This window comes from Sphingomonas sediminicola (assembly GCF_014489515.1).
Classification (GTDB): domain Bacteria; phylum Pseudomonadota; class Alphaproteobacteria; order Sphingomonadales; family Sphingomonadaceae; genus Sphingomicrobium; species Sphingomicrobium sediminicola.
Genome location: NZ_CP060782.1, coordinates 2,159,978 through 2,181,128 on the forward strand (window position 1 = coordinate 2,159,978; position 21,151 = coordinate 2,181,128).

At 63.1% G+C, this 21,151-nt stretch carries 20 protein-coding genes, 1 tRNA gene and 3 pseudogenes; 11 read left to right on the forward strand and 13 right to left on the reverse strand.

The genetic code is table 11. The features are described 5' to 3' along the window. The first annotated feature begins 11 nt into the window (after window positions 1–11). From H9L14_RS17100 to H9L14_RS11690, 4 genes and pseudogenes are all read left to right on the forward strand, one after another. Window positions 12–224, forward strand: coding sequence for an AMP-binding enzyme (locus H9L14_RS17100; protein ID WP_343070262.1), 213 nt, complete (start codon window positions 12–14; stop codon window positions 222–224). Beyond that, window positions 221–1,225, forward strand: a complete 1,005-nt coding sequence (gene hemH, locus H9L14_RS11680) for a ferrochelatase (protein ID WP_187708236.1) — start codon at window positions 221–223, stop codon at window positions 1,223–1,225. The genes H9L14_RS17100 and hemH overlap by 4 nt, the downstream gene beginning before the upstream one ends. A 32-nt stretch (window positions 1,226–1,257) precedes the next feature. After that, window positions 1,258–1,978: pseudogene (phbB, locus tag H9L14_RS11685) on the forward strand (acetoacetyl-CoA reductase). After that, the gene (locus tag H9L14_RS11690) at window positions 1,978–2,220 is read left to right on the forward strand and encodes a ribbon-helix-helix domain-containing protein (RefSeq protein WP_187708237.1); all 243 of its coding nucleotides are present in this window, start codon (window positions 1,978–1,980) and stop codon (window positions 2,218–2,220) included. The pseudogene phbB and the gene H9L14_RS11690 overlap by 1 nt, the downstream one beginning before the upstream one ends. On the opposite strand, the gene H9L14_RS16125 is transcribed toward H9L14_RS11690, so the two are convergent. From H9L14_RS16125 to H9L14_RS11705, 4 genes and pseudogenes are all read right to left on the reverse strand, one after another. Further along, entirely contained in the window at window positions 2,210–2,593 is a 384-nt protein-coding gene (locus H9L14_RS16125) for a hypothetical protein (RefSeq protein WP_246444140.1), read from the reverse strand. The two genes, H9L14_RS11690 and H9L14_RS16125, sit on opposite strands and share 11 nt — an antisense overlap. Then, window positions 2,590–3,078, reverse strand: a complete 489-nt coding sequence (locus H9L14_RS16130) for an ATP-grasp domain-containing protein (RefSeq protein ID WP_246444141.1) — start codon at window positions 3,076–3,078, stop codon at window positions 2,590–2,592. Before H9L14_RS16130 ends, H9L14_RS16125 begins: the two co-directional genes overlap by 4 nt. After that, a pseudogene (locus H9L14_RS11700) lies at window positions 3,078–7,724 on the reverse strand (NAD-glutamate dehydrogenase). Before H9L14_RS11700 ends, H9L14_RS16130 begins: the two are co-directional and overlap by 1 nt. Window positions 7,725–7,826: 102 nt before the next feature. Beyond that, window positions 7,827–9,188 carry a PAS domain-containing protein gene (locus H9L14_RS11705; protein WP_187708238.1) on the reverse strand — a complete coding sequence of 454 codons (1,362 nt, stop codon included), beginning with the start codon at window positions 9,186–9,188 and terminating at the stop codon, window positions 7,827–7,829. A 166-nt stretch (window positions 9,189–9,354) separates the two neighbouring features. Between H9L14_RS11705 and H9L14_RS11710 the strand changes: the two genes are divergently transcribed. From H9L14_RS11710 to H9L14_RS16730, 7 genes and pseudogenes are all read left to right on the forward strand, one after another. Further along, window positions 9,355–9,430: transfer RNA gene (locus H9L14_RS11710), tRNA-Thr, on the forward strand. Window positions 9,431–9,650: 220 nt separating this feature from the next. Beyond that, window positions 9,651–9,980, forward strand: a complete 330-nt coding sequence (locus tag H9L14_RS15135) for a hypothetical protein (RefSeq protein ID WP_222949822.1) — start codon at window positions 9,651–9,653, stop codon at window positions 9,978–9,980. Window positions 9,981–9,985: 5 nt separating this feature from the next. Further along, window positions 9,986–10,726 (forward strand): anthranilate phosphoribosyltransferase, encoded by a 741-nt coding sequence (trpD, locus tag H9L14_RS11715; protein ID WP_222949823.1) that lies wholly within the window; start codon window positions 9,986–9,988, stop codon window positions 10,724–10,726. After that, on the forward strand, window positions 10,719–12,110 hold the full coding sequence (gene trpCF / locus H9L14_RS11720) for a bifunctional indole-3-glycerol-phosphate synthase TrpC/phosphoribosylanthranilate isomerase TrpF (RefSeq protein WP_187708239.1): 1,392 nt from the start codon (window positions 10,719–10,721) through the stop codon (window positions 12,108–12,110). Before trpD ends, trpCF begins: the two co-directional genes overlap by 8 nt. After that, window positions 12,101–13,261 (forward strand): tryptophan synthase subunit beta, encoded by a 1,161-nt coding sequence (gene trpB / locus H9L14_RS11725; protein WP_187708240.1) that lies wholly within the window; start codon window positions 12,101–12,103, stop codon window positions 13,259–13,261. The genes trpCF and trpB overlap by 10 nt, the downstream gene beginning before the upstream one ends. Window positions 13,262–13,326: 65 nt before the next feature. Continuing rightward, window positions 13,327–13,847: pseudogene (trpA, locus tag H9L14_RS16135) on the forward strand (tryptophan synthase subunit alpha). After that, window positions 13,844–14,050: a tryptophan synthase subunit alpha gene (locus H9L14_RS16730; RefSeq protein WP_281389383.1), complete on the forward strand. Its 207-nt coding sequence runs from the start codon at window positions 13,844–13,846 to the stop codon at window positions 14,048–14,050. Before trpA ends, H9L14_RS16730 begins: the two are co-directional and overlap by 4 nt. Here H9L14_RS16730 and H9L14_RS11735 read toward each other — a convergent pair whose 3' ends face one another. From H9L14_RS11735 to H9L14_RS11770, 9 genes are all read right to left on the reverse strand, one after another. Continuing rightward, the gene (locus tag H9L14_RS11735) at window positions 14,051–14,755 is read right to left on the reverse strand and encodes a TonB-dependent receptor (protein ID WP_187709963.1); all 705 of its coding nucleotides are present in this window, start codon (window positions 14,753–14,755) and stop codon (window positions 14,051–14,053) included. 529 nt (window positions 14,756–15,284) lie between these two features. Beyond that, the gene (locus H9L14_RS11740; protein ID WP_246444145.1) at window positions 15,285–15,818 is read right to left on the reverse strand and encodes a TonB-dependent receptor; all 534 of its coding nucleotides are present in this window, start codon (window positions 15,816–15,818) and stop codon (window positions 15,285–15,287) included. Between the two features lie 265 nt (window positions 15,819–16,083). Next, window positions 16,084–16,938 carry a glycoside hydrolase family 16 protein gene (locus H9L14_RS11745; protein ID WP_222949826.1) on the reverse strand — a complete coding sequence of 285 codons (855 nt, stop codon included), beginning with the start codon at window positions 16,936–16,938 and terminating at the stop codon, window positions 16,084–16,086. A 12-nt stretch (window positions 16,939–16,950) separates the two neighbouring features. Further along, a complete protein-coding gene (locus H9L14_RS16735; RefSeq protein WP_281389384.1) occupies window positions 16,951–17,076 on the reverse strand; it encodes a hypothetical protein in 126 nt (41 codons plus the stop codon). A gap of 241 nt (window positions 17,077–17,317) precedes the next feature. Then, complete coding sequence (locus tag H9L14_RS11750; protein WP_187708241.1) at window positions 17,318–18,316, reverse strand: MFS transporter; 999 nt, start codon at window positions 18,314–18,316, stop codon at window positions 17,318–17,320. Continuing rightward, complete coding sequence (locus H9L14_RS17485; protein WP_187708242.1) at window positions 18,237–18,473, reverse strand: glycoside hydrolase family 30 beta sandwich domain-containing protein; 237 nt, start codon at window positions 18,471–18,473, stop codon at window positions 18,237–18,239. The genes H9L14_RS11750 and H9L14_RS17485 overlap by 80 nt, the downstream gene beginning before the upstream one ends. Further along, window positions 18,403–18,957, reverse strand: coding sequence for a glycoside hydrolase family 30 protein (locus tag H9L14_RS16740; protein WP_187708243.1), 555 nt, complete (start codon window positions 18,955–18,957; stop codon window positions 18,403–18,405). Before H9L14_RS16740 ends, H9L14_RS17485 begins: the two co-directional genes overlap by 71 nt. Further along, a complete protein-coding gene (locus H9L14_RS16745; RefSeq protein WP_281389461.1) occupies window positions 18,948–19,652 on the reverse strand; it encodes a glycoside hydrolase family 30 protein in 705 nt (234 codons plus the stop codon). The genes H9L14_RS16740 and H9L14_RS16745 overlap by 10 nt, the downstream gene beginning before the upstream one ends. Window positions 19,653–19,707: 55 nt before the next feature. Beyond that, the gene (locus tag H9L14_RS11770) at window positions 19,708–21,147 is read right to left on the reverse strand and encodes a tryptophan halogenase family protein (RefSeq protein ID WP_246444147.1); all 1,440 of its coding nucleotides are present in this window, start codon (window positions 21,145–21,147) and stop codon (window positions 19,708–19,710) included. Window positions 21,148–21,151: the final 4 nt, after the last annotated feature.

Consider the following 21,151-nt stretch of genomic DNA (forward strand, 5'->3'; position numbering starts at 1 on the left):
CGGTATTTGGAATGCCCGACGATCGATTGGGTGAGGTTCCCGTCGCCGTCATCTACCGTCATGAAGGCAGCGACCTCACCGACGAGGAATTGCGCGCTTTCCTCGAACCCCGCATTTCGATGTTCAAGATTCCCGCGCGCTTCATCTTCGCGGACCAGCCATTGCCGAAGCTTGGCACGGGCAAGATCGACCGTGTCGCGATCAAGGCGCAGTACCGGCATTGAAGCCCGCTGATCATCCGAAGGTCGAGCATGGCCGGACCGGCGTGCTTCTGATCAACCTTGGAACGCCCGATGCGCCCGAGGCCGCTGCGGTTCGCCGGTACCTAGCCGAGTTCCTGAGCGACCCGCGCGTCATCGAGATCCCGCGCATCGCCTGGCTTCCCATTCTGCACGGAATCATCCTGCGCACGCGGCCAAAGAAGTCCGCTCATGCCTACAAGCAGGTCTGGACTGAGGAAGGTTCTCCGCTCGCGGCAATAACCCGGCGCCAGGCGGAAGCGCTTCAGAAGCGTTTGGGCGAGGACGTCGTCGTCGATTTCGCGATGCGTTACGGCAATCCAGGCATCGGGCAATCGATCGAGAACCTGGCTGAACTGGGTTGCGAGCGGATCCTGGCCGCGCCGCTCTACCCCCAATATTGCGCCGCCACGACGGCCAGCGCGATCGACGCCGTGTTCGGCAAGCTCGCGTCGATGCGGCGGCAACCGGCTTTGAGGACGCTACCGCCCTACTACGACGATCCTCTACACATTGATGCGCTGAAGTCTGGCATCCAGGACCAGTTGGCCGCTCTCGATTTCGAACCGCAGCGGCTATTGCTCAGCTTTCATGGAATGCCGAAGCGGACCCTCGAGCGAGGCGACCCCTACCATTGCCACTGCCAGAAGACCGCGCGGCTGCTGTCCGAGCAGCTGAAGATCCCAACCGACATCGCCTTCCAGTCGCGGTTCGGGCGAGCGAAGTGGCTCGAGCCGGCAACGGACAAGGTTCTCACCGACTATCCGAAGCAGGGCATCAAACGCATAGCCATCGCCGCGCCCGGTTTTTCAGCCGACTGCGTCGAAACGGTCGAGGAGCTTGGAATTCGCGGTAGCGAGACGTTCCTGGCGAGCGGCGGCGAAGCGTTCGCGCGGCTTGAATGCCTGAATGACTCGCCAGTGGGCATGGACATGCTTGAGGCGATCGTTCGCCGCGAACTTGCGGGCTGGACGGTAGAATCATAAGCGCCGTCTCGGAGAGACACAGGGAGAGACTCATGGCGCGTGTTGCAATTGTGACCGGCGGGACCCGTGGCATCGGCGAGGCGATCAGCGTCGCCCTTCGAGACCAGGGATGAAAGTCGCCGCCAATTATGCGGGCAATGACGAGCGCGCACGTGAGTTCAGCGAGCGCACCGGCATCCCAGCGTTCAAGTGGACGTATCCGACTACGACGCATGCCAGAAGGGCGTCGCGCAGGTCGAGGCGGAGATCGGACCGGTCGACGTGCTCGTCAACAACGCCGGCATCACCCGCGACACGACCATGAAGCGCATGGACCACCAGAAGTGGCAGGAGGTCATGGATACGAACCTCGGCGGCTGCTTCAACATGGCCAAAGCCGTCTGGGAAGGCATGACCGGCCGCGGATACGGACGCATCGTCAACATCGGCTCGATCAACGGACAGGCCGGACAGTACGGCCAGGTCAACTATGCCGCCGCCAAGTCCGGTATCCACGGTTTCACCAAGGCCCTTGCGCAGGAGGGTGCACGTGCTGGCGTGACCGTCAACGCAGTCGCCCCTGGATACATCGACACAGACATGGTTGCCGCGGTGCCGCAGGAAGTCCTGCAGAAGATTATCGCACGCATTCCAGTGAACCGGCTCGGACGCGCTGATGAAATTGCTCGCGGCGTGGCCTTTCTCTGTGATGAGAACGCAGGATTCATCACCGGCTCGACCATGTCGATCAATGGCGGGCAGCATATGTACTGATGGCTGCTGGCGAAGGTCTCGGACGCCCGGTCAAGAGATCGGTGACGATCGCGGGACACGAGACCTCTATCAGCCTCGAGCCGATGTTTTGGGGCGCGCTGGAACGCGCCGCAAAGGACGCCGGAAAACCGGTGAACTCGGTGATTGCCGAAATCGATGCCGCCCGACTCGAATCGCGGCCAATACCGAACCTGACCTCGGCGATCCGCCAGTGGCTGTTCTCTCAGGCGTTCAGGCGTTGAGGAGCTTCGCCCGCTCCGCAGCAGCGATGACGGCGTTCGCGAAGGCTTCCTCGCCGTGCGGGGCGACGTCGAGGAAGAGCGCTGGCTCGATCAGCTCCAGCTCCATGATCTGAAGTTGTCCGTCATTGCCGCGAACAATGTCCACCCGGGCATAGGTCGCGTCCGCGGGAGCAGCGGCAAGAGCGGCCCTGGCGAGCTCGACGGCGCCCTCAGGCGCTTCCGACGGCTCGGTTTTGCCGCCGAGGTGCGGCTGAACACGGAAATCGCCTGATTTCGGGCGCTTCACCACTGTGTGGCTGTACGCGCTGTCGAATAGGATGACCGCATATTCGCCTTCGGTGGCGATGCTCGAAAGAAACGGCTGGATCATCATTCGCTGGCCGCGTTCGGAGGCTGGAATAGGATCGCATCGCGGATGCGGTGCGTTCCGGTCGCAGAAGCAGAAACCGGAGGCTTCACGACCAGCTCTTCCGTGCCGAAAAGCTGGGCGGCCTTAACCAGGTCGCCCTCACTAAGCTGCTCCACCTCTACAGTGTCGACCGTCGGGATGCCCTTGGCAGCGAGTTCATTCAAATAGGCCTTGTCGCTGTTCCAGCGTAGGAGCCGGGCCGGATTCACGATCGGCAGTCGCTCTGCCTCAACACCATCAAGAAACCGAAGCCAGTCCGCATATTGCAGGTGGTAGCCCCACACCACGAGCGGCAAGACGAGGTCGTAACCCCTGAGATCACCCGTCCCCGTCCACGGCACAGGGTCGACCGTATGACCGCGCGCCCGGAGCGCATCGGCCTCGGCGTCGAATGCCCATTCCCATTCCTCCGGATAATCCGGATCGGGCACGAGAAAGGCGAAGCGCACTAGCGGGCGAGCAGGATTCGAGCTTGGGCAGCGATCTGCGCGAGCATCGGCGCGCTGACCGCGCCCTCCGTGCGCGCGCGATCGATGAGGTTGCGGAACTGCTCGAGCCTCGGCCCTTGGTGGGAAACCCAATCCTCGACAGCCTGGTCTGGTTCCTTGCCGCGAAAGCGCGACAGGAAGTCGATCCTGAGCTGCTCGAAGTCTCGCTCCAGGCCGGCCGTCAGCAGGCGCTCCCACTGGTCGGCGGGCGTGAAGCGTGCGAGCTGTTGTTGCGCCCAGTCGATCCCCAACGCCTCGCCAAGCTTGGTATAGGCGCGGGTCAAAGCGAGCTCGTCCATCTTCTTGCGGGCTGCCAGCGCAGCCACTCCGAAGATGCCATCGAGCTCGAACAGACGCACGAGACCCTTCACGATATCGTCGGTCGCGCCGAGCGATACGAGCTTCTCGCGCCGCGCTGCGGCTTCGTTCCGGACTTCCGATCGAATGAGCTTTGCCGCGGCCGTGGAAATCTTGCGGACGCCGGGCTCGAGCATCTTGCACAGCACGCTCGGCCTTGTTTCGCCGCCAACCGCCCGGAGAATGTCCGAAAGGTGTGAACGGACGCTCTTCGCGGCAATCGCGAAGAGTTCGACACGGACCATTTCGGGCAGAGGCGTCTCCTCGATCTCCGCCCAGAGCCTGGGCAAGTCGAGCAACCGCTCGGCGACCAGGAATACCGAAATCACTTGCGCGAGCGACGCGCCCTCTTCCTCGGTCAGGTCGAGAGCCGCGCTCGGGCCGAGGCGGTTCACCAGCCGGTTCGCAACGCGCGTAGCGAGGATTTCATTGCGCAGCCGGTGCGCGCGGATGGAGTCCGCATGAGCCTTCCGCATTGGCTTCGGGAAGGCCTCGTAGAGTTCCTTCTCCACCATCTTGTCGTCGGCGAGCTTGAGGTCTTCGGCCGCGTCCTGGAGCGCCAGCTTGGACATCGACAGGACGACCGCGAGCTCCGGCCGGGTCAGGCCCCTGTTCTCCTGGCTGCGCCGGAGCAGGTCTTCGCTGGACTCAAGGCCTTCGACCTTTCGGTCGATCCGGCCGGCCGCTTCCAGCAATTCGATCGTGCGGACATAGCCGGGGAGGCCGCGGGCACCGCTGTTCTCGGCGATCGACAAAGCGAGCGTCTGAAGCCGGTTGTCTTCCAGCACCATCTCCGCAACGTCGTCGGTCATCTTCGCGAGCAGGGCGTTGCGCTTCTCGAACGTCAGCCGTCCTTCCCGCATTTCGCGGTTGAGCGGAATCTTGATGTTCACTTCCTTGTCGGAGCAGTCGACGCCGGCACTGTTGTCGATGAAGTCCGTGTTGATCCGGCCTCCCTTTTCCGAGAATTCGATGCGTCCGGCCTGCGTAATTCCAAGGTTGGCGCCTTCGCCGATCGCGCGAGCGCGGACTTCGATGCCGTCGACACGGATGGCGTCGTTGGCCGGGTCGCCCACGTCGACATTGCTCTGCGTCGACGCCTTCACATAGGTGCCGATGCCGCCGAACCAGAGCAGGTCGACCGACGCCTTAAGGATGGAGTTCATCAGCGTCGCCGGATCGACCGTCTTCTCGGTGATGCCGAGCACGGCACGCGCCTCAGCGCTGAGTTCGATCGACTTCTGCGTGCGCGGATAGATTCCGCCACCCTTCGACATCTTCTTGCGATCGTAATCGTCCCAGCTCGAGCGCGGCAGGTTGAACATGCGATTGCGCTCTTCCCAGCTGGATGCCGGGTCGGGATCGGGGTCGATGAAAATGTGGCGGTGATCGAACGCCGCGACGAGCCTGATCGCTTTCGACAGCAGCATTCCGTTGCCGAACACATCGCCCGACATGTCACCGACGCCCGCAACCGTGACCGGGTCGCTTTGAACGTCGATACCCATCTCGAGGAAATGGCGCTGAACCGACACCCAGGCGCCGCGGGCGGTGATACCCATCGCCTTGTGGTCGTAGCCATGCGAGCCGCCACTCGCGAAGGCATCGCCGAGCCAGAAATTGCGCTCGAGCGCGAGCGCGTTGGCGACGTCGGAGAAGGTCGCGGTGCCCTTGTCGGCGGCCACAACGAAGTACGGGTCCTCTCCATCCTGGATGACGACACGATCGGGGTGCACAACCTTGTCGTCGACGATGTTGTCGGTGATCGAGAGCAGCGAGCGGATGAAGATCCGATAGCTCTCGGTGCCTTCAGCAAGCCAGGCATCGCGGTTGGTCGAGGGCGGGAGCTGCTTGGGATAGAACCCGCCCTTGGCGCCAGTCGGAACGATCACTGCGTTTTTGACCAGCTGCGCCTTCATCAGGCCGAGGATCTCGGTGCGGAAGTCGTCGCGCCGGTCCGACCAGCGCAGGCCGCCGCGAGCGATCGGGCCGCCACGCAGGTGGATGCCTTCGACACGCGGACTGTAGACCCAGATTTCCCGCCACGGCACCGGCCGCGGAAGGCCGGGCACCAGCGACGAGTTGATCTTGAATGCGAGCGCTTCGTCCGGCTTCTGGGCGAAAGCATTGGTGCGGAGGATCGCTTCCACCAGGGCGCGAAGCCGGCGAAGAATTCGATCGTCGTCGATCGAGCGGACCGCGGTCAGCGCCTGGTCGAATTGCTCGCGGAGATTGTCGGCCTTGTTAGTCCGCGAGCGCTTCGCCGACGGATCGTGGAGTGCAGTGAACAGCCCGACGAGTGCCGCCGTTGCCCGCGGTGCGCGGCGCAGAGCATCAACGACCGTGACGAGACCGAACGAGCTTCCCGTCTGGCGCAGGTAACGGAACCACGAGCGGAGCCAGACGACCGGCTGAGTGTCGAGACCCGCAAACAGAACCAGCTGATTGAACTCGTCGTCTTCCGCTTCGCGGCTGAAGACACTTGATATCGCCGCTTCGATTTCGCTCGCTCGGGCGAGAATCGCTTGGACATCGTCCGCGCTCGGGAGCTCCAGCCGGAAGTCGTGGATATAGCCGATTGAGCCCCGGCACCGACCTGGGACGGCATTTCCTCGAGAACCCGAAATCCGAAATTCTCGAACACCGGCACGGCTTCGGAAAGCGGAATCAGTTCGCCCCGGCGATAGGTCTTGATGCGTAGCTGGTTCGGCTCGTCGGTGTCGCGGCGGAACAGACGGACACCGCGATCATCGGAATCGGCAAGAGCCGCCAGCCGAACGATGTCTTCGGCTCCCTCCTCCGGCTTCGTCCGGGTCCGGTAGCTGTCCGAGAACTCACCCGCATAGGTGAGTGTCAGCCTGGTCGCGCGGGGCGCCCCGACGCGTGCGATGAGCGATTCCTCGACGGCGGGGCCCAGCCGCGGACCATCTCATTGAGACGATCGTCGAGAGCCTGGGAATCCGGGGTCGCGGCGTCATTGTCGATGTACTGGGTGTATCGAATCAGCGCGAGCGAACCCTCGCCGGTCTCGACCGACCAGCTCGTGATCTTGGTTCCGACGACGGACTCGAGCATGGCGCCAATCGCTTCGCGGCGCTGCGTGTTCATTTCCTCGCGCGGCAGCCACACGAAGGCAAACAGCTGGCCTTTGAGGATACTGCGAACGAGAAGGAGCGCCGGCCGTGGACGGTCGGCTAGCGACATGGCCATCATCACCAGATCGCGAACCGATTCGAAGCTGACATTGACCAGCAGATCGCGCGGCAAGGACGATACGGCGTGACGCAGCGCCTTTCCAGAGTGACCTTTCGGATCGAAGCCGAAGCTCTCGTCGAGTTGCTCCAGCCTTTGGCGCAGGAGCGGCACGTCTTCGACCGGCCATCCAAGCGCCTGGCTGGTCCAGAGACCTGCGTGGACGCCGATCCCGACAACCTTGCCCTTCTCGCGGATGGGAACGACGACCAGATCGAGCGGAACGCCGCGATGGACGGTCGACTTGCGCTCCGCCTTGGCCATCAGCGGGACGTCGCCGCCCTGCTCGAAATAGCGCATCGCGCCGAGGGCTCCGCCCTCGTCGGTCGGCGCTCCCGGGATGCTGAACAGGCCCAGCGTCTCGGTCGGCTGTCCCGTCGCCCGCTCTACCTGGTAGCCCAGCAGGGTCATCGCGCCTTCCGCGAACCATTCGAGAAGGGCACGGCCCTCCGGATCCTCGATCGCGGCGGCGTCTTCCCGCATCTTGGCCTGAAGCTTCGGCCAGTCGCGGACGGACGCTCGCACGTCTGCAAGTGCGGCCTTGAGATCCAAAACAAGCTCGTTGCGGCCGCGCGCGTGGGTGCGGTCGAGCTCGAGGTACATCATCGACTCTCGGCGATCCTTGTCGCCGCAGAGGGGCTCGACCGAGAGGAGCTTTCCGTTCTTGTCGCGCTCGACGCAGACGACCGGGTGAAGCAGGCGATGAATGGTCAGTTGGCGCCGGGCGATCGTGTTCGCGATCGAATCGACCAAGAAGGGCATGTCATCGTTGACGATGGCAATCCGCATGCGGCGACGACCGGCTTCGCCGCCGGTGGATTCGATGGCAATCGCCACCTCGCCCGCTTCCGCTGGGCCCCGACGGATGCCAGGAACGCCGCGGCATCCTGCTCCATGGCGGACGTAAACCCTTCAGTTTCACCGGGAAGCGCGTTTTGGGTAAGCGCCTTACGAATGGACGAAACGAGTGGCCTCGCGAGGCGCATATGGGCGGTCATGAAATCGATTGGCTCCGCAGACTTGCGATGCCCGCGGCCTATAGACCTGCCCTCGGAGCGGGACAACCCCGGCTCGCCCCGAACCAGCCTTAAACAGCAATATTAAAGTCCGGCGCGGCGGATTGCCTTCTCGATCATCGCTTCGTCTTCGACGACCGCAACTGGGTCGACGCCGCCATCGGCGCGACGACGGGTTAGTACCAGAGCGAACTCCGAGGCCGGCGAAATCGCCTCCAGTGCGATCGGGGCCGCGTCGCGAAGCTTCGCCTTTGCGGCCTCGCCTTTCGTATCGACCTTCGGCTCCGGCCTTTTGGCCTGGCGCTCCGCAGCGACGAGCGCCTTGAGGCCACCGACCTGCCGTTCGATAAAGTCGAGGAAGCCACCCTGCGCGATCTCCTGCCGGCGTCCGTAAGACAAGGCCGCCGCGAATTCGGTCAGGCGCGCTTTGTCGTAGTCGATGCCGAAGACGAGCTTCACAATGGGCGTCATCGGCGCACGGGCCTGCGCCTTCATGCCCGATTCCTCAAGCAGTTCGGCGTAATCCTCCGGCTCGCGCTCGGAAGCGAGGGCGAAGTCGTAGGCCTGCGAAAGCGCGCGATAGAGGGCCGAGCGGGTGCGCCCGTCGGCGGCCTTCACAGCGTCGGCCGTTTCCCTTGCCGCTGACAGATGATCGGCGAGGCCCGCGCTGTCATCGAGCACGATCTCCGGGATCGCCACGTCGGATTCCTCATCGCGAAGCGGGCCGTCTTCCCAGGCAAAATGCACGGTCGGAGCGTCGAGGGCGTAGGACTCTTCTTCGGTCGTTTCCTCAGAGACAGGAGCTTCCGGGAGAATTGCGTCCTCTAGGATGAGCTCGTCTTCGTCCGCTTCGATCTCGGCGAACTGCTCGGGCTCTTGCTCGACCGGCGGGAGGGCTGCCGCGATCGGCTGGTCAGCACCGCTGATCGACCGCTTCCAGTTGATGACGCCGTAAATGAAATCGATCGTATCCCCATCCGACGAGAACGGCATCAGGATACCGCGGTAGCAAATCGGATCTCCGCGCTGGTTCACGAACTCGGCTTCAAAGCCGATCGGCGCGCGGTTGGCGATGATCTGAAGATAATGGTCGGTCAATCGCGAAAGCAGCGACCGGCTGGGTACTTCATCGATGCACTTGATGCCCTCGCCGAGGCCGCATTCTTCCCGGATTGCCACGCCGATGTACGGCGTCGCCGGATTGTCGCGGCCGGACGTAAAGTCGAGCAAGACGCTGTTCTCGGCGAAATCCTCGACTTCTCCCGGTTCGAGATCCTCGATCGACGGGTAGTCGCGGCCATTCAGCAAGGAGACCCAGTAATTGTAGGCGCGGACGTGCATCCGCCGCTCATCATTGCCGATGTCGATGCCGGCCTGTTCGGGCGACGAGCCTTCGGACGCCGGAGGGACGTCGAAGTCGTTCGGATATTCGCGATAACTATCCATGCCCTTGGGCCCCACTCCCTCCAACTCGGCGGGGAGGAAGATGCGTTCTAAGCTTGAAGAAACCGTTAACCCTATCTGTTCAGGCAGCGCTGCGTTGACCGCTCTGGATGCCACTGTTAGGGCGAGCGCCGCTTTTAAGGGCCGCATTCGGCCTTCGAGAAGGCGCGCCGCTTTAGCTCAGCTGGTAGAGCACATCATTCGTAATGATGGGGTCGTGGGTTCGAGTCCCTCAAGCGGCACCACCCTTCTTCATAATCGTCCATCGCGGCTTGACCCGGTTGGCCGGCTTCATCTACCCAGACGCCCGATGACGCACCTGAATGCCATCGCCGCTGTCCGCACCGTCGCCCTTTGGTGGCACGGCTGGACCTTTGCGGCGCGATGGCGCGACTGATCGATTAGCCAAACGATCATCGACTGCCCGCCCGCCACCGGCGGGCTTTTTTGTTTCAGGAGCATTCCATGTCCATTGTCCAACTCCGCGCGGAGTCCTTCGAGACTGACGTCGCCAGCCTGCCCGCCGACGTTCCCGTGCCCAATCCGCTCCCGAAGCTGCTCGCCGGGGAGGATTTGCCGATCGAAGATTCCGAACATCTGTTCGAACGGCTCGTGCTTGGCCGCCTCGAACCGGCCGAGATCGCAGGAATGCTGATCGCCCTTCGAATGAAAGGGGAGACGGCGGAAGAAATGATCGGCGCCGCGCACGCGCTGTCGGCAGCTGCGCTTCCGTTCGATCGGCCAGATTATTTGTTCGCCGACTGTTGCGGCACGGGGGAGACGGGTCGGGGCTGATCAACGTGTCGACCGCCACAGCCCTCGTTGCCGCTGCGGCCGGTCTTCCGATCGCGAAGCACGGCAATCGCAGCGTCAGCTCGCGATGTGGATCCGCCGACGTGCTTGAAGCACTGGGAGCGAAGATCGACCTCGGTCCCGAAAAGGCGCGGTCACTGCTCGACGAGACCGGCTTCTGCTTTCTGTTCGCGCCTGCCTACCATCCTGGGATGAAGCACGCGGCGCTCGTTCGTCGTCAATTATCTGTCCGGACGGTGATGAATCTGCTCGGCCCCTGCATCAATCCGGCACGGCCGCCAGTACAATTGCTGGGTGTCGCCGACCCGAAAATGCTTCGCCGAATAGCGCAAACCCTGGATGCCGTCGGCGTCTCGGAAGCGCTCGTCGTCCACGGCTCAGGACTCGATGAGATAGCTCTTCACGGCGAGACCCGCGCGATTCGCCTATCGCGAGGCGAACTCACGGAAATCGAAATCACCCCGGAAGAGGCAGGGCTGGAAAGGGCTCCTCTGAACGTCGTCACCGGCGGTGATGTTGAGGAGAATGCGGCGCGGCTTCGAATCCTCCTCGACGGTGAAGGATCTCCCGCGCAATCCGACATCGTCATCCTGAACGCCGCTGCGCTTCTCTACACCGCGGGCAAGGCGGCCTCCCTCAAGGATGCGGCCGGTGCCGCACGTGACGCCCTGCTGTCCGGCAAATCGGGCAAGATCCTCGATCTATATGTCGAGGCCTCTAATGACTGAGCCGGTGGGTGTGCTTGGCGAGATCGCCTCGGCCAAAAAGCAAGAGATTTCGAGCCGCTTCGACGGAGTCGCGCTCGACGGGCTACGCTCAGAAGCAGGGAAGACCGGACGCAGCTTGATCAGCCAGATCCAAAAGCCTGGCTCTTCCTTCATCCTCGAAATCAAAAAGGCATCGCCCTCGGCTGGCGCGATCCGTAGCGACGCGGATGCAGGTGCCATCGCGCGCGGATATTCGGGTGTTGCCGATGCCCTCAGCGTGCTCACCGACCGCAAGTTCTTCGGCGGATCGGCTGACGACCTGAAAGCTGCGCGCGCCGCATTTGATGCGCCCATCCTCGCCAAAGATTTTTTCATCGACAGGCGTCAGGTGGTCGAAGCGCGGATTTCGGGGGCCGACGCCGTCCTGGTGATGTTGTCGCTTCTCGATGACGAGCGAGCGCGCGAAATCATCGACGAGGCCCAAGCATTGGGCATGGACGTGCTTGTCGAGGTCCACGACGAGCGAGAAATGCGCCGGGCGCTGGCGCTCGACGCTCCCCTGATCGGCATCAACAATCGCGACCTTCGCGATCTCACGATCGACCTCGCGGCGACGGAACGGCTGGCTGGTCTCGCGCGCGACCACCTATTGGTCGCCGAGTCCGGTATCGACAGCCGCGCTGATGTGGACCGTCTATCGGGCCTCGTGAACGGGTTTCTCGTTGGCAGCGCCCTGATGCGTTCGGAAAGGCCCGCTGAGGCGGCGCGCACTCTGATCTTCGGGCGGGTGAAGCTCTGTGGCCTGACCATTCCCGACGACGTGAGAGCTGGCCGACCAGCGACATTTGCAGGATTTGTCTTCGTTCCGGGCAGCCCACGTAATTTGACCGCCGAGCAGGCGGCGCCCCTCGCCGGCCTTGCACGCTGCCAAGGAGTTTTGCCGACGGGGGTTTTCCGGAACGCTCCCCTATCAGTCGTGGCAGACCTTGCGACCTTGCTGAACCTGCATGCCGTACAGCTCCACGGCAACGAGGACGTCGAATATGTGCGGGCGTTGCGGCGGCAGCTTTCGCAGGATTGCGAAATCTGGACCGCGGTGAGCGTCGGTCGCAGCCCGCATCCGAACCGCGGCGGCGATCGGATCCTGTTCGACAACGGCAACGGAGGAACCGGAAGGACCTTCGATTGGGACCTGATCCAGCGTCATCCGGACTTGCCGAAAGCGTTGGTTGCAGGCGGGATCGGTCCTTCGAATGCACGTTCAGCAAGCCGACTCGGCGCCTACGCGATCGACGCCGGCTCCGCGCTGGACGTTATGCCCGGAATGAAATCACCCGTGAAAACGCGCGCGTTCTTTGAAGCGCTCCGGCCGGCCTGCCGCGAAAGCCTTCGCGCGTGCGCCTAGATGGCAGGTTCGGTCGGTTCGGCGGGACCTATGCTCCCGAAATCCTGGTGCCGGCACTGGAACAGCTCGAGGCGTCGTTTCTCGATGCGCAGGACGATGCGGGCTTTCAGGCCGAGCTTGGCGATCTGCTTGCCAACTACGCCGGCCGTCCGACACCGCTTACCCGCTGCCGCAATCTGCCCGGCCAGATCTATCTGAAACGCGAGGACCTGCTGCACGGCGGTGCGCACAAGACGAATCAGGTTCTTGCGCAGGGACTGCTTGCAAAGCGAATGGGCAAGACGCGACTGATTGCGGAGACAGGCGCCGGCCAACACGGCGTCGCGACGGCGATCGTCGGCGCGCTGATGGGTTTCGAGACAGTCATCTACATGGGCGCCGAGGATGTCGAACGGCAGGCGCTGAATGTCTTCCGGATGCGCCTAATGGGTGCCGAGGTCGTTCCGGTAGAAAGCGGCGGACGGACGCTGAAGGACGCGATCAACGAAGCGCTCCGCGACTGGTCCTCAAGCTTCGAGAACACGCACTATCTTCTCGGCACGGCCGCTGGACCGCATCCTTTTCCGACAATGGTGCGTGAGTTCCAGCGGGTAATCGGTCGCGAAGCAAAGGCGCAGATCATTTCTCAGCTTGGGCGCCTTCCCGACGCCGTGATCGCATGCGTTGGTGGCGGATCGAACGCGATCGGCCTGTTCGCTGATTTCCTGTCGGACGACGTGCAACTGATTGGCGTTGAGGCCGCGGGCCGCGGGCTCGACGGGGCCGAGCATGGCGCGACGCTCCTTCGCGGCCGGCCCGGCATTCTCCACGGGGCGGAGACCTACGTACTTCAAGACGAGGAAGGCCAGATCGCGGACACCTGGTCGGTGTCGGCCGGGCTCGATTATCCAGCCGTAGGACCCGAGCACGCCTATCTCAAGGAAACCGGAAGAGCCGAATATGTCGGCGCGTCTGACGAGGAAGCGCTGAGCGCGTTTAGGGTGCTGGCGACGAACGAGGGCATTCTTTGCGCGTTTGAATCAGCCCACGCCCTCGCCCATGCGCTGAAAATCGCGAAGGATCGGCCCGCTGCAGCTCTCCTGGTCGGACTGTCTGGTCGTGGCGACAAGGACGTTGCGCAGGCACAGCAATTGCTCGGAACGCCAGCATGAGCCGCTACGCGAACTTGTTCGAGCGGTTGAAAGCGAGCGGCGAAGGCGCGTTCGGCGGCTTTCTCATGCTCGGCGATCCGGACCTCGCGACCAGCGCAAGGTTGCTCGGCGCTCTTGTCGAAAGCGGGGCCGACATGATCGAGGTCGGCATCCCCTTTTCCGATCCGGTTGCGGACGGGCCAATCATCCAGGCGGCCTCGAAACGAGCGCTGGACGCAGGTGTCCGTGTCGGCGACTGTTTCGACTTGATCGCTGGCTTCCGCGAAAAGCACTCCGACGTCCCACCGGCATCCTGACCTACGCCAATGTCGTGGTCGCACGGGCAGGCTTCATGCGCGACGCGGCGGAAGCGGGTGCGGACAGCCTGCTAATCGCCGACGTCCCAGCACTCGAAGCGGAACCGTTCGCGCGGGAAATGGAGCAATCCGGACTCGAGCCGGTGCTCATCGCCGCGGCCAATACGCCGGACCCGACGCTCCGATCGATTGCGAAGCTGTCCAAGGCCTACACCTATTGCGTGAGCCGATCCGGCATCACCGGCACACACGCCGATGCGCAATTCGATCGATCACTCCCGCGAAATTGAAGGAGGCGGGCGCACCGCCGCCGGTGTTCGGCTTCGGTATCTCCAAGCCTGCACACGTCCAAGCCGCGCTTGCCGCTGGTGCGGCCGGAGTGATCAGCGGATCCGCAATCGTCCAGCTAGCTCGTGAGAAGGAAGGAACAGCGCGGCTCAGGCAGTTCGTATCGGCAATGAAGGCGGCGACGAGGTCAGAACTCGTCTCCTGATCATCGGGAGGAAAATCTCAGTCCGAGCCAGAGGGTCCTCGGCGTTGCTCGCTCGACCGAGCCGTCGTCGTTCAATGCGGCCGTCACGGACTCGTCGAATAGGTTCTGACCTCGGGCGATGATCTGCAATTTGTCGCCCAGCGGCCATGAAGCGAAGGCGTCGATCGTAGTCGCTCCAGGCAATAGGTTCCGGTTGAGGTCGTCCTCATACTGCGAGCCCACATGGCGGATCTCGATGGAGGCCGACCGGCCTTCCGACTCCCAGCCGACACCGCCGGAGAGAATGACTTCCGGCGTCTGTGCGGGCCGCAATCCGTCGAGCGCCGCGGACACCCCGTCCGCGACAACCCTTGCGTCCGTGAAGCTGGCGCCGAGCCGGATCGACCATGGACCGCTCCGGACTTCCCCAGCCGCTTCGATGCCGCGAACGTTAATGGCCCTGATGTTCTGGCGCTGGCGATAGTCGCCGGCGACGAAGCCGACACCCGGGAAAATGCCGGGGCCGCGACCGAGCGTGACGTTGGCGATCGGGTTGGAAAGGCGGTTGACGAAGACTGTCACCGACGCGTCGATGATGCCCCGCTGAAGACGGGTGCCGGCTTCCACGCCAGACAGTCTTTCCGGATCGAGCAGGGGATTGGCAGCAGTCGCGTCGGCCCCGCACGGAATGGCCGGAAGAGCTCGTTCAGGGTGGGCAGGCGCCAGCCGTGATAGGCGGCTCCCCGGAGGCTAGCGCCGTGCCCAAGGTCGATTAGGGCCCCGAGCCTCGCCGTCGGTCGCCATCCGCTGCGGCTTCCATACGCTTCGTCCCGCGTCACGGTATCACCAGCAAGCAGGCGTTCCAGAAGCCTTCCGTCGGAAATCCGCCAGCGGTCGATTCGGACCCGCCGTTCACCGTCAGGGAACCCCCTCCGAACTGGCATCGAGGAACAAGCCTGCGGTTGCACTGTCGCCGCCAGCGATCCGGCGTCTGGTCGGCTGACCGCCAGCGTAGGCGTATAGCTCGCGGGACTCACCCGTCGTGGAGCGGGCATCTGCCCCGAAGCGGAGGTCGATTCCGGGCCCGAGGGCGGCCGGATTTCGAAGCCCGCACCTTGTCCTGTCGACGGCACGGAATCCTGGAGCGACACACGCGACGCGTTTGCCCGTTCGTCATCGACGCTGGCGAAGCTGCTTCGCAGGTTTCGCCATTGCGCGTAGCCGAGCGCCACCCACTGCCACCGTCCGTGTCCGACTAGCCGGAGCGATGCGTCGGCTCCACGGGTGCGGTTCCCGTGAAAGGAAGACCGCGGTTGCGGCTGTCGGCAAATCCAAGCCCGCCAAGCTGCGCTTCCACTTTGTCCGCAACAGGTATGACCCAGCGAGCGCGGACGCTGCCCTCGCGATAGGGTGCCGCCTCGTCGGCAGGCCCACGCGTGGCCTCGGTGACCGGCACGAAACCGTCGCTACGTCCCGCCTGGGCGTCGAGCGCCAGGAGACTCTCTCCAAACTCCTTCCCCAAATAAGCATGGCCGCGCACCGACTGCCGGCTTCCGCCTTCGAGCGAGGCATCGAAGCTGCCCGCGGCGGCGGAGCGCATCTCGATAAACCCGGCGAGTGCACCGGGTCCATGAGAGACGCTGCCGGCCCCACGGACGATCCGGACCTCGTCCAGACCAGCGGCGTCATAGGCAGGCCAGTTCACCCATCCACCGAACGGATCAGTCTGCGGCACGCCATCAAGCACGAGAAGCGCGCGGCTGGACGCGTTCCCACCGAGCACGCGCAAGGTGACCCCTGGCTCGTGGGATGCCCGCTCGTGGAATCGGACCGCCGGAATAGCTGCAAGCCGGCGACCTGCTTCAATATCTCATCCAGCTCGTGCGCCGGAGCATTGCTAAGACGCCGGGAACCGATGATTTCAACCTGGTAAGCCGTCTCGGCCACCGGGTCGGGAAGTGCCTTTCCGGTGACCACGATTGCCTCTGCGGGAGGCTCGGAAGGCGGAATTGCGAGCAGCATCCTTACGTTCGAAATACCACCTTCTTGGCGGCTTAGCCTCTTTCGCCTGCCCGAACCTGCCAGACGCGGACGTAATCCACTTCCATCCGCTGCGGCAGAGCCGCGTCGTCCATGCCCTTCTGGCCAGCCCAGTCGCCGCCCATCGCAAGGTTGAGGATCAACTTGTACGGCGTATCGAACGGCCAGGCGCCTTTGCCGCCCGGCTGGTCGTTGAGGACGCGGAGAATGCCCTGACCATCGACGCCGATGGCGATGGAATCCGGTCGCCAGTCAAGCTGGTAGACGTGAAATTCATCGCAGCTGGTCGAAACGAGTTTTTGCGCGCTGCGCTGCGTCTTCTTCACGTGGTTGAACAACAATGTGTGGAGCGAAGCGTAGATCAGGTTCGGCTCCGCCCCGACCTGCTCCATGATGTCGATCTCGCCGTCGTCGGGCCATTTCTTGAGATCGACCGGAAGCATCCAGATCGCGGGCCAGGTGCCGCGCGCACAAGGCAGCTTCGCGCGAATTTCGTAGAAGCCGTATGTCCAGCCGGCGCCCTTCGAATAGATCCTCGCCGACGTGTAATTCTGGCCGCCCCAATCCGGATATTTCGTGGGGTCCAGCGTTTCGCGGCGTGCTTCAAACCTCAGGACGCCGTTCGCCACACCGATGTTTTCCAGGCGGCCAGCCGAGTAATATTGCAGCTCCCCGTTGTGCCATCCCTGCTTGTTACGGGCCGTGTCGTAGGCCCATTTCGCGGTGTCGAGCCGGTCGCCGTCGAACTCGTCCTGCCAGACCAGCCTGGCATCGGCGGGACGCTTGACCGGCCCTCCGTACGACGCATTGGTCACAGTGAACTGCGACTGCGCTGCGGCCATCATCATCAGAAGGGAAGCAAACGGCATGAGCTACTCCACTTATGGAATGGGCGAGGCGCCGATTTCCGGCTGCGGCGATAACGCGTTCCGGCCGTCGCGAGCCGCAACCGCGAAAATCGCGATGAACGCATAGGCGCCGAGCGGAACGATGAAGGACGCGCTCAAACCAAAGATGTCGGCGATCGCGCCAACCGCTATGGGAAGCAGGGCCCGCCCAGAATGGCGAGACAAAGCAAGCCGGAGGTCGCGCTGCTGGAAACTCCAGAGCGCTCGAGCGTGAGGGAGAAGATCGTCGGGAACATAATCGAGTTGAAGAAGCCGATTGCGAGCGCCGCATAGCCGGATATTTCACGCTCGGAGACGAGGACGACCACGCATAGCAGCGCGGCTATGATCCCGCATGTCGCTAGGAGGCCGGCCGCGCGGACCCGCGTGAGTAGCAAGGTCCCTGCGATCCGCCCGCACAGCGCACCGCCCAGTAGAAATTGGCCAGGTATCCGCCAGCATCCTCGAACGAAATTCCGAGCACGTCCGGCTGGTTGAGGAAATTGATCATGATACTGCCGATGGATACCTCAGCACCGACATAGAGCCCGATTGCCGCCGCTCCGAAAATTGCCCAGCGGGATCGAAGGGCCTCGAACATACCAGTGGGTGACGGAAGCGCTCTGGGAGCTGCTCGCACCAGGAAGCTTCGCGAAACCGCAAGAAAGAGAAGCAACGTGCCGAGCAGGGCAGCCATGATCAGGAACGCCCGGTCAACCGCTGCCAGCAACTGGTTCCGCCGACCAGCTTCCAGAATGAAGTCCGAGCCGACCGTACCTGCAGGGTCTCCGAGCATCACCAGCGAACCGAAATGGACGCCGATCACAACTCCCAGCGAGTTGAAGGCCTGGGCAAAATTGAGCCGGAAATGGCTATACTGCGGGGAGCCAAGTCCGGCCGCGAGCGGGTTTGCGGCGACCTGCAGTGCGGTGTAGCCGGCTGCAAGCACGAACAACGCAATCAGTATGGGCACGAAGGCAGCGAGATTCGTGCTGAGCACTACGAGCAGGCAGCCGCAGACCATGACGGAGAGAGATCCAAGGATCATGTCGACAGGCCCGACACGACTGGTGACCCAGGCAGCAGGGAGCGACAGCAGACCAAAGGCGAGGAAAAAGACGATCTGCGTGAAAAGAGCTTCGGTGTAGTTGAGGCTGAACGCGGCCCTTAGCGCGACGATCAGCGGGTCGTTATTCGAGGTGATGAACCCCAGGCGAAGAATAGCGTCGTGACTGCCGCAAAGGCGAGAAGCGTGCTTCTCCGATCCTGATCGGCCGCAGTCACTGGCGGCCGCTTCGCGCTCCCCAGCGCAATGTTGCGACGGAGCCGGCAGGCATGGCGACCGAGTAGCGTTCGCCATCGAGCGCAAGGCTCACGGGACCCTCGCCCGACTTGCGATACAGAATGGCTACGCGGCTTCCGTCGCGATTGAGGAAGGCCGCGCCCTCAACCCATCGCTGCGGCTGACCGTCGAGACGCGATAAGCCCGGGAAGGACGAACCGGCTCGCGTGGCCAAGCGCGTAATATTCGACGTTTCGCGTAATTGCCCCGGTTGCGGGATCGATCGTCACGACACCCCGACAGTCGCCGCAACCGCCCTTGTGCGGCCCGTACTTCGGGTCGAGCGCAAGGTTCCAAAGCAGGGTGCCGCGCGACCAGTGGTTGGCTGCGCCGATGATGAGCTTGCTTGTGAACCAGCCGAGGGCCTCGCCGAATTTTGGGGCCCATTCGCCGCCCGAGCATTCGGTGAACCATGTGTCCTTGTCGGGGAAAGCGTCGTGGACCTGCGACTGCGCCGAGACGTCACCCTCGTAACAGTGCCACGCGACGCCCGAGATGTATTTGCGCGCGTCCGGGTCGGAGAGCACCGCCCACGGCATCTCCGGATTGTCCCAGTTGTGATCGTAATCGAGGATCTCGGTCTCGAGACCGCGTGAACGGAAGACCGGTCCGACGTGCTTGCCGATGATCGCGGCGCGTTCCGGCGGATTCACACGCATCCCGGATAATCGGCAGGCTCGAAATCCGGCTCATTCTGGATCGTTAGCATCGACACCGGAACGCCCTCGCGCCCGAACTCCTCGACCGTTCGCGCAAGGTAAGTCGCGAATGCCGGGTAATATTGCGGTTCGAGCTGGCCCTTGATTAGGCTCTTCGTGGTCTTCATCCACGCGGGAGCGCTCCACGGGCTGATCATCACCTTGAGGTCGGGATTGATCGCCAGCGCCTCGCGTGTGCGCGGGAGGACGTAACGCCGCGCATAATCGATAGTGAAATGCCGCAGCGCCGGGTCGGGCGTATTTCCAGGCGTATCGTCGTAGCTGTAATGGTCCGGCGAGAAATCCGACGCTCCAACCGTCAGCCGCGTGAACGAGAAACCGAGCCCGTTCGGACCACGGCCGAACAGCTCTTCCATGATCGCCTTGCGCTTGTCCTCGGGCAGGCCGCTGAACAATTGCGCGGTAGCGTCGGTCATGGCCGCACCGAAGCCGTGCATCCTCTGGAAGTGCTTCGACGAGTCGATCGTTATCGCTTCGTCGCCAGCGGTTGCTCCCGCCGATTGCTGGTCAGCCTGAGGAGCGAGCTTCTGCGTCTCGTCGGCGGTGGTCAGCCACATGCCAGCGGCGGTCGATGACGGCTGCGAAAGCGTAGTGCATCCAGCAAGTGCCAGGCTCAGCGCCAAAGCGACCCGCATCACGCGACCGGTTCCGCCTGGCAGTATTTCCGAACATATTCGGCATGATCGGGCATCACCTGAACGCAACGATCGATCGTCGAAGCGATATTGCCCAGGAATTGCTCGATCTGCGGATCGCTCTTGATCCGACGAGGGGGTCGTGGGACCTCGGAACAACCCCTTGGCCGAGGAAGACCTGAATCCAGCTTTCCTCGCTGAACAGCTCTTCGTCCTCGCGGAAAATGCGACCGTTGGAGCGCCACAGGTCAATCTTGCGCTGGAGCGTCGCCGGAAGCTCCATCGTCCGGCAATGGCGCCACAGGTCGGAATCATCCCGTTGGTTTGCCCAATAATGGAGGATGATGAAGTCGCGGACCCGCTCCCATTCGAAGTCGGACTGCCGATTGAACTCGTCCCTGTTCGCCTCGTCGGTATGTCCGTCCGGGAACAGCCGAACGAGCCGGATCGCGGCTGATTGCACCAGATGAAGACTGGTCGATTCAATCGGCTCCAGGAAACCAGCAGCGAGCCCGATCGCGACGCAATTGCGGTTCCACATTTTCCGGCGCTTGCCCGGTGTGAACCGGATCCGGTTCGGATTTCCGGCCTGTTCGCCATCAAGATTGGCAAGAAGCACTGCCTCAGCGGCATCGTCATCGATGTAACGGCTCGAATAGACGTGACCATTGCCGGTTCGGTGCTGAAGACCGATGCGCCATTGCCAACCAGCTTCGCGCGCCGTCGCGCGGGTCAGGGGAACGAGCGGACCGGTCCGCTCACATGGCACCGCGATCGCGCGATCGCACGGCAGCCAGTGCGTCCACTCCTCGTATCCGGTCTCCAGCTTCTGCTCGATCAGGAGCCCACGGAACCCGGAGCAGTCGATGAAGAAATCCGCCTCGATCTTGCGGCCGTCCTCGAGTGTGACACTCGCGATGTCGCCGTTCTCGTGCATGCCGACATCGATGATCTTGCCTTCCGTTCGCCTGACGCCGTGCTGTTCGGCAAGGCCACGCAAGTAGCGACCGTATAGGGACGCATCGAAATGGTAGGCGTAGGCAATATGGCCGATCGGCGAGTCGCCCATATCGGACCGGGCATGCATGAACTTGTTCTGCAATGCGGCAGCAGTGTTGATCGAATAATCGGCGAAGTCGCGCGCGCGCCCCTTTTGGTTGGCCCGCAACCAGTAGTGATGGCAGCGAAGCCACTCCCAGTCCTGGCCGATTACCCCGAAACCGTGGATGTAGCTGTGGCCCTTCTTCCACCAATCGACGAACTGAACGCCGAGTTTGAAGGTGGCCTGGGTGCGCTGCATGAACTCGACTTCGTCGAGCTGCACCAGCTCATTATATTTCTTGATCGCCGGAATGGTCGCTTCGCCGACGCCGACGATGCCGATCGCTTCGCTTTCAACCAGCTCGACGTCGTAGAGCCCTTGGAACAGCTTCCCGAACAGCGCGGCGGTCATCCAGCCAGCCGAGCCACCGCCCACGATGAGAATCTTGTGCATGGCT

Coding starts and splice junctions, on each gene's coding strand:
- H9L14_RS17100 (WP_343070262.1), top strand. CDS start 12: ATGCCCGACGATCGATTGGGTGAGGTTCCCGTCGCCGTCATCTACCGT.
- H9L14_RS11690 (WP_187708237.1), top strand. CDS start 1,978: ATGGCTGCTGGCGAAGGTCTCGGACGCCCGGTCAAGAGATCGGTGACG.
- H9L14_RS16125 (WP_246444140.1), bottom strand. CDS start 2,593: ATGATGATCCAGCCGTTTCTTTCGAGCATCGCCACCGAAGGCGAATAT.
- H9L14_RS11705 (WP_187708238.1), bottom strand. CDS start 9,188: ATGGATAGTTATCGCGAATATCCGAACGACTTCGACGTCCCTCCGGCG.
- H9L14_RS15135 (WP_222949822.1), top strand. CDS start 9,651: ATGTCCATTGTCCAACTCCGCGCGGAGTCCTTCGAGACTGACGTCGCC.
- trpCF (WP_187708239.1), top strand. CDS start 10,719: ATGACTGAGCCGGTGGGTGTGCTTGGCGAGATCGCCTCGGCCAAAAAG.
- H9L14_RS11745 (WP_222949826.1), bottom strand. CDS start 16,938: ATGCCGTTTGCTTCCCTTCTGATGATGATGGCCGCAGCGCAGTCGCAG.
- H9L14_RS11750 (WP_187708241.1), bottom strand. CDS start 18,316: ATGGCGAACGCTACTCGGTCGCCATGCCTGCCGGCTCCGTCGCAACAT.
- H9L14_RS16740 (WP_187708243.1), bottom strand. CDS start 18,957: ATGCGTGTGAATCCGCCGGAACGCGCCGCGATCATCGGCAAGCACGTC.
- H9L14_RS16745 (WP_281389461.1), bottom strand. CDS start 19,652: ATGCGGGTCGCTTTGGCGCTGAGCCTGGCACTTGCTGGATGCACTACG.
- H9L14_RS11770 (WP_246444147.1), bottom strand. CDS start 21,147: ATGCACAAGATTCTCATCGTGGGCGGTGGCTCGGCTGGCTGGATGACC.